This window comes from Halopseudomonas sp. 4NH20-0008 (genome assembly GCF_057548395.1).
Genome location: NZ_BAAJMD010000005.1, coordinates 69,037 through 80,311 on the forward strand (window position 1 = coordinate 69,037; position 11,275 = coordinate 80,311).

Sequence of the window (11,275 nt, forward strand, 5' to 3'; positions counted from 1 at the left end):
GCAAAATGCTATTGCAGCTTTGCACTCAGCGCGGGTCGCCAGTCACGCGTCGATCACAGCTTGAGAATCTCGCTCTCGAGCTGGTCGAGCCGACGACTGACATCCAGACTAGCGTGTTCCATTTTGTGCAGCGCATCGTAGAGCGCCGATTTGTTGTTGGCCAGGGCGGCTTCCTGGGCCATACGGCCAAAACGGTGGACTTGTTCGTGGCAGTCTTCCAGATGGCGGAAGCTGGGCAAATGGCTATAGTTGGCCGCGCCATAGCCTTGATAATACCACTGACCCAGTCGACACTCATGGTGGGTGGTCATGGATTGGCTTAGCTCGGACTTGGCCAGACGTCGGTAGAGCTCGGTTTTCCAGACAATATGATCCATCTTTACCGTGCTGATAAAGCCACGACTGGCCGCATGATTGATCACTTCGCCCATTTGCCCGGCGCGGTTGATCACCTTCCGGGTGACCTGCTCAATCTGTTCAGCGGAGGCGGCGATGTCACGACTGCCCTGCAGTGAGTCTTCGACCACACTGGAAATGCTCTGGCTTTGCTCGATGACCTGACCGATCAGCTCCTCAATGTTGCGACTGGCATCCTGGGTCTTGCCGGCCAGATTGCGGACTTCGTCTGCGACAACGGCAAACCCTCGTCCGACCTCGCCGGCTCGCGCTGCTTCAATAGCTGCATTCAGTGCCAGCAGGTTGGTTTGTTTTGAGATGTCCTGGATGGCGGAGATGAAGGCGCGGATTTTTCCGGCCGTATCATCCAGCATGTGCGCGGTGTTGGCATTCTTGCTGGCATGCACGCCGATACTGTTGGCACGTTGTTGTAAATGCTCGACCGCTTGGAAAGTCTGAGAAAAAATGTCAGTCAGATTGCTCAGATTATCCTTTTCCTGCATCAGACGCTCAGAACTATGGGCGACACTTTCACGCACATCGGCTTGCAAGTCGTCGCCAATGTGGCGACTGGCCAGAAGCCCTTCAGCCAAAGTATGTTCGCCTTCGGCAATCTGCAGACGGGCCTTGAGTTGACTTATGGCTTGGCTCTGCTCCTCCAGTTGGCATTTAAGGTGCTGGTTTTCCATGTCCAGCTGCTGTTGCTGTTGTTCTGCTTTCTGGCGGTGGGCTTTGTTGAACACGATTGCTCCAAGACCTTGGTCTGAGTTGCGGGAGAGTGCAGATGCACTTGTTATAATATTTTTATTATCGGCGTCGCAAAAATTTCCTGAAGTGATCTTAATCAGTAATTAACGTACTTTTTAGGACCCACTGGCCGCTGCGTGGAGACCTATGACTGGATATATCTGCGCTCAATAGGTATTCCCGTTCCGGCGCAGGCGCGCTAGCTTGTATGCATAACTACAACAATTGGTCTGGAGAGTGCGAGTGAAGACTGCATTGCGCTGGTTGACGTCTTACCCTGAAAACGTGCGTTGGGATGCGCCGCTGCCGGCGCAACCGGTCTGGGCTCTGCTGGAGGCAGCGGTGGCCGAGTTCCCGGATAATTCGGCGATTGATTTTCTTGGCCACAAGCTCAGCTACCGGCAGCTGGATCAGCTGGTTGCTCAGGCAGCAAAGGGTTTTCAGGCCCTAGGCGTCAAGCCAGGGGTGCATGTGGGTATTTACCTGCCCAACTGTCCGCATTATTTCATCAGCTTCCTAGGTATTTTGCGTGCCGGCGGTACGGTAGTGAATTACTCACCTCTGGACGCCGAGCGCACCCTGGCGCACAAAATCGAAGATAGCGAGACGGACATCATGGTCACGCTGGATCTGGCGGCCTTTTATCCGAAAATGTGTGATCTGTTGGCTACGACCCGGCTCAACACCCTGGTGGTTGGGCAGTTGACCGAGTTCTGCGAATCCGCGTCTGAGGCCCAGGCTGGTTTACTGGGTCCCTCGGTAGCGGTTGCGACGGGTGCTGATTGTCACCGTTTTGCGTCCTTGCTGGACAATGATGGCGACTTTGCCGAGTACCCGCTAGCCGACCCGCACAGTACCCTGGCGGTGTTGCAATACACTGGCGGCACGACCGGCATGCCCAAGGGCGCTATGCTGACCCACGCCAACCTGACGTGCTCCTGTGCGCAGCTGCAGGAGGTGTTGGACAGTTCGTTGCAACCGGGTCAGGAACGCGTGCTGGCGGTGCTACCGCCGTTCCATATCTATGCGCTCATGATCAATATGTTGTTCAGCTTGCGTCTGGCGTCAGAGGTCTATCTTCACCCGCGCTTTGATGCCGAAACTGTACTGAATGAGATTCACAACAGCCGCATTACCACCTTCCCCGGTGTACCAACCATGTTTATTGGTCTGTTGGCACACCCGCTGACGGCCCAGCGTGATCTGACCTCGCTGAAAATGTGCAACTCCGGTGGTGCGCCTTTGCCGCTGGATGTGCAGCAGCGCTATCAGCAGGTAGCCGGGTGCGCATTGCGTGAGGGGTGGGGTATGACTGAAACCACCACCAGCGGTACCTTTACCCCCAAGGAAGCCCAGCCGCATCCTGGCTCCTGCGGCTTGCCGGTACCGGGCTGCCGGATCAAGATTCTGGCGCTGGATGGCAGCCATAACGAGATGCCGGCGGGCGAGCCGGGAGAAGTCTGTATTGCCGGCCCGAATATTACGACGGGCTACTGGAAACGACCGGATGCCACAGCCGAGGCGATGACAGCCGATGGTTTTCTGCGTACCGGTGATGTCGGTTACATGGATGAAGAGGGCTGGGTTTACATTGTCGACCGTACCAAGGACATGATTCTGTGCAGCGGCTATAACGTCTATCCACGGGTGATTGAGGAGGCTATCTACGAGCATCCTGCGGTTGAGGAAGTGTCCGTCATTGGTATTGATGATGCCTATCGCGGCCAGGCGCCCAAGGCCTTTATCAAGCTCAAGGCCGGTGCTGAGCCCTTCGATTTTGTTACCCTGCAGGCCTTTCTCGAATCGCGTCTGGGTAAGCATGAGCGGCTGGCTGGCATGGAAATTCGAGACGCGCTGCCGAAAACCCCCGTGGGCAAATTGTCGAAAAAGGAACTGGTCGAAGAGGAGCGTCAGCGCGCCCGAGCCTGAGTGCTGACGCTACCAGGCCACGCCCCTGCTGAGATGCCAGCAGGGGCTTAGTCGTCAGGCAGAGAGTCGGGTCGTCAACTGACTGAGCTCGCCAGACAGACCGTGCAAGGTCGTACTGGCCTGGGACGTGCGATCCACATCCGCCTGGTTGGCCGCAGCAATCTGGGTGATCTCGGTGATATTGCGGGTGATATCTTCGGCAACGCTGGTCTGCTCCTCGGCGGCCGTGGCGATCTGCTGGTTCATGTCGCGGATCGACTCTACCGCGAGGGTGATCTGCCGAAGCCGTTCGCCCGCCAGATTGACCTGCTGCATGCCTTCGGTACTGCTGACCTGGCCGCTTTCGATGGCTTTGACGGCCTCAATGGAGCCCTGCTGCACGCTGTGAATGATCTGCTGGATTTCTGCGGTTGAGTCACTGGTGCGTTTCGCCAGGGTACGCACTTCGTCTGCGACCACGGCAAACCCGCGGCCCGCCTCGCCTGCCCGGGCAGCCTCTATGGCCGCATTCAGGGCCAGCAGGTTGGTTTGCTCGGCGATGCTTTGAATCACCTCCAGGACCTTGCCAATTCGGTGGCTGTCGCCCTCCAGCCGCTGAATCACATCGGTGGTGCGTTCAATTTCTCCGAGCATACGATGCATGGCGCTGATGGTCGTCTCCATGACCAGCTCACCTTGTTGCGCATTCTCATCAGCCTGGTTGGCGGCCTGGGCCGCCTCGGCTGCATGTCGGGCGACTTCGGCCGCTGTGGCTGACATTTCCTGCATGGCTGTTGCGACCTGATCGGTGCGGTTGAACTGATCCCGGCTGCCAGCCGCCATACGGGTGGCGATGGTGTTCAGCTCACCGCTGGCGCGGTCAAGCTCTTCAGTACTGAGTTGCAGGCGACTGAAGGTATCGGCAAGAAAACCGCGCAACTGATTGGCGGCAGTGGCCAGCGTACCTAGCTCGTCGCGCCGCTGGCTGACAAAGGGTTGACCAATCCGGCCCTGGCTAAGTTGTTCAATCTGGCGGATCAACCGGGTAATAGGGTTGACCAGACGACGGTTGACCAGCCATGAACTGATCAGGCCAACGAAGACGGCGGCGCCAATCAGGATGCCCAGGCCAATCCAGAATGCGCGTTTTGCCCCGCGGCTAACCAGCTCGGCCTGTTGCTCCGCCTGGCTGGCCAGATCGACCACCAGGGCTTGCAACTGGTCGCTGGTGGCCCTGTCGATGCCGCGTACGCCGCGATCACCCGCGGCGGGATCCGAGCCCGCCGCGATAAAGCTTTGCAGGCCCTGACGGTAACCCTCACCCAGGCGCCGGTGCTCGTCTTGCAGCGCGGTAATGCGCTGGCGCATGTCGGTATCACTGGTCATGGCGCCGGCGCGGCTAAGCAGCGCCTGAACACTTTGCTCCTGCTCCTGAAATTGCTTCCAGTAGCGGTCACGATCTTCAGTACTGCCGCCACGCAGCAGCACATTTTTCCATTCCTGTACCTGGCTCTTGAAGGCAACATTGGTTTCGTTGATCAGCATCGACGAGGCCAACGGGCCGTCCAGCAGCGCCTGGTAGGTGCGCAATCCGCCACTGAGGGACAGCAGGCTTAACAGCGAGATAAGCAACATCAACGCCAGGCTGGCGCCGAGCAAAGTCAGGGTTTGGGCTCGCAGGGACGAACTGAGCATGGTGAGCTCCTGGCGAATAAAATGCGTTAGCTATAGAGTGTCGGCAAACTGCACATTTACTTGATGGCTGTGGTTGTATTCAGGCTCCATACTTCATAATAGACACCCCTCAACAAAGGAACGGACAAAATGCTACTCGCGTTGGCTGCGGTGATTGGTGGTTTGATTTTATTGGTCTGGAGTGCTGACAAGTTTGTTGATGGCGCATCGGCCACGGCGACCCACGCCGGTATGCCGCCCCTGCTGATTGGCATGCTGATCATCGGCTTTGGTACCTCGGCGCCGGAAATGGTGGTATCCGCTCTGGCTGCGTCCCAGGGCAATCCGGGTCTTGCCCTGGGTAACGCCTACGGCTCCAACATCACCAACATCGCACTGATTATCGGTCTGGTGGCGATCATCAGCCCGATCAATGTGCATTCGCAGGTGGTACGCAAGGAATTGCCCATTCTTCTGGCAATTACCCTGTTGGCAGGTTACCAGTTGATTGATGGTGAGCTGAGTCGGAACGACGCCTGGGTTTTGCTGGGTGCGTTTTTCCTGTTGATGGGCTGGTCTATTGTCGAGGGCATGCGCGGGCGCGGCGATGCCATGGGTGACAACCTGGCCGCTGATCTGAAGGATAAAGCCATGCCGCTTGGCAAGGCGCTGTTCTGGTTGGTTCTCGGGCTGATTCTGTTGGTCGTCAGTTCGCGGGTTCTGGTCTGGGGGGCGGTGTATATTGCCCAGAGCCTGGGGGTCAGTGATCTGGTCATTGGCTTGACCGTGGTGGCGGTGGGGACCTCGCTCCCGGAGCTGGCCTCTGCACTGGCGGCTATACGCAAGAATGAGCATGACCTGGCCCTGGGTAACGTGATCGGCTCCGGGTTGTTCAATACCCTGGCGGTGGTCGGTATAGCCGCAGGCATCATGCCGTTGTCCGTTGACAGCGTGGTGCTGTACCGTGATTGGCTGCTGATGTTCGTTCTGACGCTGGCCATGCTGTTGATGGGCTTGAGCTACGGCAAGCATCAGGGTCGGATCAACAGGCTTGAGGGCGGGGCTTTGCTCGGTGTTTACGTCAGTTACACCAGTTATCTGGCCTGGACAATCATGTCGGCATGAGTACTCAACGAGGATGTCCTGCAGTTCTGATTGGAGCAGCGGGGCCCTCGACGTGTATCATGACGACTTACTTCAAGAGCAATACACCTGACCATGACTGACGCCGCTTCTTCGTACCCGCAACACAAACCTCGCCCGATGGTGGATATGCTGGTCAGTATTCTGATCCCCTCCGTCATTCTGATGAAGTTCAGTGGCGAACAGCATCTTGGTGCCACGTTGGCGCTGGTCGTGGCACTGGCCTTTCCACTGGGCTGGGGTCTGTTCGAGCTGGGTCGTTATCGCAAATTCAATTTCATTGCCTTGCTGGGTGTGGTCAGTGTGTTCCTGACCGGCGGCATAGGTTTGCTGAAGCTTGACCCGCAGTGGCTGGCGGTCAAGGAGGCGGCCGTACCGGGCGTCATTGGTTTGGCTGTATTGATCTCGACACGGACCCGCTATCCGTTGATCCGTACCCTGCTGTACAACAAGAAGGTGCTGAATGTCGACCTGATCCATGAGCGTTTGGCCGAGCGCGGATTGCTGGGGATCTTTGACCTGCGGCTGCTCAAGGCCACCTACTTTCTGGCCGGGACCTTTTTCTTTTCGTCGGTCATGAACTTTATCCTGGCCAAATGGATTGTCGTCAGTCCATCCGGCACCCAGGCCTTCAACGAAGAATTGGGGCGCATGACCCTGGTCAGCTACCCGATGATTGCCATCCCCTCGATGATCATGATGATGCTGATCCTCTTCTACCTCTGGCGCACCATCCATGGTCTGACCGGGTTGAAGATGGAGGAGATAGTCGCGGTGCAGGCAGCGGAAAAGCAGCCTTAAGCCGCAAGCCGCAAGCCGCAAGCTACAAGCAAACCAAGGTATTTCGCTTTAAGGTTTTACTTGTGGCTTGCCGCTTGAAGCTTGCAGCTGTTTCACAGCGCGTCCAACGCCTTGCGCAGACTCCCCACCGTTCGCTCGATATTGTGCAGCTTGTCGAGGCCGAACAGGCCGATGCGGAAGGTCTTGAAGCTGGCCGGCTCGTCACACATCAGCGGGACGCCAGCAGCCGTTTGCAGGCCCAGGGCGCCGAAGGCCTTGCCGTTCTGAATGCTGTCGTCCGTGGTGTAGCTGACGACCACGCCAGGCGCCTCGAAACCTTCAGCGGCGACGCTGGCAAAGCCTTTCTCCTTGAGCAGACTCCGCACCGCACTGCCCAGCGCCAGTTGCTCCTGCTTGACCTTGTCGAAGCCGTAGTCGCGGGTTTCCAGCATGGTGTCACGGAACTGCATCAGTGCATCCGTGGGCATGGTGGCATGGTAGGCATGGCCGCCATTCTCGTAGGCCTGCATGATCTGCAGCCATTTCTTCAAATCGCAGGCAAAGCTGTTGCTGCTGGTCTGCGCCAGACGTTCCAGCGCCCGGTCGCTGAACATCACCAGCGCGCTGCAGGGTGAGGCGCTCCAGCCCTTCTGCGGGGCGCTGATCAGCAGGTCGATGCCGCAGGCCTGCATGTCGACCCAGACCGTACCTGAGGCGATGCAGTCCAGCACAAAGAGGCCACCTACCTCGTGAACGGCGTCGGCTACGGCGCGCAGATAGTGGTCCGGCAGCATGATGCCAGCGGAGGTCTCCACGTGGGGCGCGAACACCAGAGACGGCTTGCTGCGGCGAATCTCGGCGACCACCTCATCAATGGGCGGCGGGGTGAACGGCGATTGCGCGGAGCTGCCGGTCTGGCGTGCCTTGAGGACGGTTTCTGCACTGGGCAGGCGGCCCATCTCGAAGATCTGTGTCCAGCGATAACTGAACCAGCCGTTGCGGATGACCAGCACCTGCTGATCCTGAGCGAATTGTCTGGCCACAGCCTCCATGCCATAGGTGCCACCACCCGGTACAACGGCTACCGCAGAAGCTTGATAGACATCCTTCAAGGTGCCGGAAATATCGCGCATGACCTGTTGAAAGATGCCGGACATGTGGTTCACGGAGCGGTCGGTAAACACCACCGAGTATTCGAGCAGGCCATCCGGGTCGATGGCGGGATGCAGGCTGGACACGGGCTGATCTCCTTCAATAAAACGAAACTCGCCAGCTGCTGGTGTGCCGCTGGCGAGGTTGAGGCCCTATCCTACCTGATTTTTGCGCTTATTCACGGCTCAGGTAAAAGAAGAAATCGGTGGGCTTGCCCTTGATGTCACCCAGGCCGATGACCAGATTGTCATTGACCTTGCGAAAATAATCCATGATCGGTTGGCTGTCATAGATCAGTGCGGCCGAGGGGACACCGGCCCAACTGATTTCACGCATTTGCGCGCCACCGAGTTTGTCGAAGGTTTGCACCTGGCCGTTGTCATCCAGCACCAGCAACGGCTCAACATCGGTCAGGGAGTTGAAGCGCTTGCCGTACCAGTTGATTGGATCCGGCTCGAGCCCACCGTCAAACTTGCCCCCTTTCCACGTGCCGAGCATGAACTCGGTGCTGACCGGTTCCAGCTGTTCAAACAAGGGCAGCAGGGTTTCTGGCGGATAGGCTTCACCGCTGGCGATCATGGCCAGCCAACGATCCTCTAGCTCGCCAGCGCTGACGCCAGCACTCAGTGCGGCACTCAGGCCCAGGGCAGTCAGGGTTTTGATTGGGGTTTTCATAGGCGACATTTCCACTGTTGGATTTACGTTTGTGTAGGGGTCTTAGCCGGTACACAGGCTCCAGCAGGCATCCCGAGCTTCTTCAATGTCACGCTGGCTCAGTTCGAGGAAGCCATTGCGTTCAGCCTTGATAAGGCTGACAAGGTTTCCCCAGACCAGTGTCATGAGAATTTCGGGACGCAAGTCGCGGCGGAAAACAGCTTTACTCTGCAAGTGTCGGTATTGCGCCAGAATCGGTGAAAGCAGCTTTCGCTCCAGGTTCCGGCTTTCTTCATCGAGGTAGGGTCGGTGGTCCTGAAGCTCCATGAAACGGTAGGCATCAGGGCACTCGCGGACAAAGCAGACCATGCGCTCCCATACCTGGTTAAACAGTTCACGGGGCGACTGACTGGTGTCCAGACCCGCATAGAGCCGCTGGTTCAGGGCGAGCTTTTCCTCGCGGAACAGCTCGTTGACCAGTACCTCCTTGCTTTCGAAATACCGATAGATGGTCCCGGTACCGACACCAGCCTGATTGGCCAGAACCGGCATGGGGACGCCATTGACACCGCCCTCAGCAAAGACTTTGAGTGCAGCGGCCAGTATGGCGCTGCGCTTGTCCTTGATGCGTGGGCGATCTTTTTTTGCAGTGATTGAATGAGTGTTCATTCGCCTATTCTAGCCACTCTTGCTCTGCTGTACAGCCATGTGTTGCGGACGCGTACTGAGACGGAATACCGCGATAAGATGGGTGCTCTTATCGAGCTGCCGCTCAGAATGCTCAGTAGAATGAATGTTCATTCTTTTTTCAGGCTACGCTTTATCCGGGCTTCTGCCAAGCACTTTCGGGTAAGGTTTGGCCAGGCAGCAGGCTTTCTGGTGGAAATCGCTGCAACGTTGCAAAGGGAGTTTGCACTCGGTTCATGGAGTAAGGGATAAGGGCGGCTAATTTTCTGGGTCATCTGCTTGCTTCATAAAGCCATTCTTTTATAGCGAGAATGGCGCGGCTTATCTTTGTGACGTACTAGTCAAAACTAGACTAATGGCATTGTGATGGCTCAGTGCATAAGGATAATGCCGTCTCTGTTTGAATGCCGACCAGGGATGGATGTCGATGCACCGAATTTACCTGATGCTGAGCGCTACATTGTTGCTGGGTGTAGTCGGGCCTGTCGTAGCGCAGTCCCTACCCACCGACCGAAACCTGATTCAGGACAATCAGGAGCGCTTGCTTGAGGACCAGCGCCGTCGCCTTGAGGCTCTGCAGAACTTGCCCGGTGAGCGCCCGGCACCCTCTCCCGAGGCTCCGCAGCCCACGCCCTTGTGTTTTCAGATCAATGAAATTCGCCTGACGGGCGCCAGCATGCTGTCTGTGGCAACTCAGCAGCAACTACTTCAAGGATACCTCGGCCGCTGCCTGGGGCCTGCCCAGCTCAACGAAGTACTACAGGTCATCACCCATCATTACCTCGACCTTGGCCATGTCACTGCCAGAGCCTATCTGCCTGAGCAGGATTTGAGCGACACAGTACTTGATATCACCGTTATTGAAGGTGTGCTTGAGACGCTTGAAAGCTCTGAGCTGGCCAGTGATCGCGAACTGGCGATGGCCTTCCCGGGGCGTCTTGGCGAACCGCTGAATCTGCGCGAGCTGGAGCAGTTGGTTGATCAACTTGGCCGCTTACCGTCCCGTCAGGTGCAACTGGAACTGTTGCCAGGCGCTGAGGTGGGTGCAAGCCGTGTGCGCCTGCAAGGTCAGCGCAGCAAGCCATGGCAAGTTGGCCTCAGTCGCCACAATGATGGTCAGCCCAGCACCGGTGAGCAGCAATGGGATGCGTCGCTGGTGTGGGACAGTCCCTTGGGTCTGGGCGATCAGTTGCGTCTGCGCGGCGGTGCGGATGCGGTCAGTGATCACTGGCGCCATTCGGCCAGCCAGAGCCTGTTCTATGGTCTGCCCTATGGCTGGTGGACCTTTGGTTACAGCTACAGTCAGAGTTACTACCGCACCCGCAATGAGACGGCGGGCTTGAGCTTCAGCAGCGACGGCGAAAGCAAACGCCACCAGCTTAATGCCGAGCGTGTATTGCATCGCGATACCCTGAGCAGAACCGGCCTCAGTCTGGGTCTGGCGCATTTGCGCACCCGTAACTATATCGAAAACAGTCTTTTGTCAGCTTCCAGCCACCGCCTCAGTGAGGCGCAGCTGGGTCTCAATCATGGTCGCCGTGTGGGTAATGCATTCCTCAACCTGGATGCTAGCTGGCAACGTGGAGTTGGCCTGTTCGACGCCCAGAGTAACGGCAGCCCTACCGCCAGTCAGCCAGTAGCGCGTTACAACAAGTACAGCTTCACGACCAGCTACCTGCACCCTTTTCAGTTTGCCGGGCAAGCCCTCAGCGTCGATAGTCTGCTGTTCGCGCAGCACAGTGATGATGTGCTCTTTGGCCCGCAGCGCATCAGTATTGGCGGGTTGGCATCGGTACGCGGTTTCAAGGATCAGTCCCTGGCCGGTGACAGCGGATTTTACTGGCGTTCAAATCTGCGCTGGCGGCAGCCCCTGAACCAGACTTTCGTGGCGCCGTTGTTCAGCGAGTTCGCCATGGGGCTGGGCTACGATCTGGGCCATATCCGTTCAACCCGGTTCAATTCGGGTCAGTCAGGGCGCATGACGGGCAATGCGCTGGAACTTTCGCTGCGCGGCAAACATCTGGCCGCGAGTCTTACCTTTGCACACGCCTTGTCGCGCCCACAGGCGCTGGAGCGTGACGAGAACCCAATCTACTTTCGATTCGATGTGTTTTTCTGATGGCACAATCAGGGA

Annotated in this window: 9 protein-coding genes; 4 read left to right on the forward strand and 5 right to left on the reverse strand. The window is 57.6% G+C overall.

Annotated features, from left to right (window positions below):
• Positions 1-53: 53 nt before the first annotated feature.
• Positions 54-1,139, reverse strand: a complete 1,086-nt coding sequence (locus tag AC27HQ_RS06770; protein WP_487155384.1) for a methyl-accepting chemotaxis protein — start codon at positions 1,137-1,139, stop codon at positions 54-56.
• Between the two features lie 247 nt (positions 1,140-1,386).
• Here AC27HQ_RS06770 and AC27HQ_RS06775 point away from each other — a divergent pair, with 247 nt between their 5' ends.
• Positions 1,387-3,072, forward strand: a complete 1,686-nt coding sequence (locus AC27HQ_RS06775; RefSeq protein WP_487155385.1) for an AMP-binding protein — start codon at positions 1,387-1,389, stop codon at positions 3,070-3,072.
• 54 nt (positions 3,073-3,126) lie between these two features.
• Here the strand turns inward: AC27HQ_RS06775 and AC27HQ_RS06780 are convergent, their stop codons facing one another.
• Positions 3,127-4,746, reverse strand: coding sequence for a methyl-accepting chemotaxis protein (locus AC27HQ_RS06780; RefSeq protein WP_487155386.1), 1,620 nt, complete (start codon positions 4,744-4,746; stop codon positions 3,127-3,129).
• Positions 4,747-4,875: 129 nt separating this feature from the next.
• On the opposite strand from AC27HQ_RS06780, the gene AC27HQ_RS06785 reads away from it, so the two are divergent.
• Both AC27HQ_RS06785 and AC27HQ_RS06790 read left to right on the forward strand, forming a co-directional pair.
• Complete coding sequence (locus AC27HQ_RS06785; protein WP_487155387.1) at positions 4,876-5,850, forward strand: calcium/sodium antiporter; 975 nt, start codon at positions 4,876-4,878, stop codon at positions 5,848-5,850.
• 93 nt (positions 5,851-5,943) lie between these two features.
• Positions 5,944-6,669, forward strand: a complete 726-nt coding sequence (locus AC27HQ_RS06790; protein ID WP_487155388.1) for a VC0807 family protein — start codon at positions 5,944-5,946, stop codon at positions 6,667-6,669.
• A gap of 92 nt (positions 6,670-6,761) precedes the next feature.
• Here AC27HQ_RS06790 and AC27HQ_RS06795 read toward each other — a convergent pair whose 3' ends face one another.
• From AC27HQ_RS06795 to AC27HQ_RS06805, 3 genes are all read right to left on the reverse strand, one after another.
• The gene (locus AC27HQ_RS06795; RefSeq protein ID WP_487155389.1) at positions 6,762-7,886 is read right to left on the reverse strand and encodes an aminotransferase class V-fold PLP-dependent enzyme; all 1,125 of its coding nucleotides are present in this window, start codon (positions 7,884-7,886) and stop codon (positions 6,762-6,764) included.
• Positions 7,887-7,974: 88 nt separating this feature from the next.
• On the reverse strand, positions 7,975-8,475 hold the full coding sequence (locus AC27HQ_RS06800; RefSeq protein WP_487155390.1) for a DUF4334 domain-containing protein: 501 nt from the start codon (positions 8,473-8,475) through the stop codon (positions 7,975-7,977).
• Positions 8,476-8,517: 42 nt separating this feature from the next.
• A complete protein-coding gene (locus AC27HQ_RS06805; RefSeq protein ID WP_487155391.1) occupies positions 8,518-9,123 on the reverse strand; it encodes a TetR/AcrR family transcriptional regulator in 606 nt (201 codons plus the stop codon).
• 439 nt (positions 9,124-9,562) lie between these two features.
• Between AC27HQ_RS06805 and AC27HQ_RS06810 the strand changes: the two genes are divergently transcribed.
• Entirely contained in the window at positions 9,563-11,260 is a 1,698-nt protein-coding gene (locus AC27HQ_RS06810; protein WP_487155392.1) for a ShlB/FhaC/HecB family hemolysin secretion/activation protein, read from the forward strand.
• Positions 11,261-11,275 lie beyond the last annotated feature (15 nt).

Coding starts and splice junctions, on each gene's coding strand:
- AC27HQ_RS06780 (WP_487155386.1), bottom strand. CDS start 4,746: ATGCTCAGTTCGTCCCTGCGAGCCCAAACCCTGACTTTGCTCGGCGCC.
- AC27HQ_RS06785 (WP_487155387.1), top strand. CDS start 4,876: ATGCTACTCGCGTTGGCTGCGGTGATTGGTGGTTTGATTTTATTGGTC.
- AC27HQ_RS06790 (WP_487155388.1), top strand. CDS start 5,944: ATGACTGACGCCGCTTCTTCGTACCCGCAACACAAACCTCGCCCGATG.
- AC27HQ_RS06800 (WP_487155390.1), bottom strand. CDS start 8,475: ATGAAAACCCCAATCAAAACCCTGACTGCCCTGGGCCTGAGTGCCGCA.
- AC27HQ_RS06805 (WP_487155391.1), bottom strand. CDS start 9,123: ATGAACACTCATTCAATCACTGCAAAAAAAGATCGCCCACGCATCAAG.
- AC27HQ_RS06810 (WP_487155392.1), top strand. CDS start 9,563: ATGTCGATGCACCGAATTTACCTGATGCTGAGCGCTACATTGTTGCTG.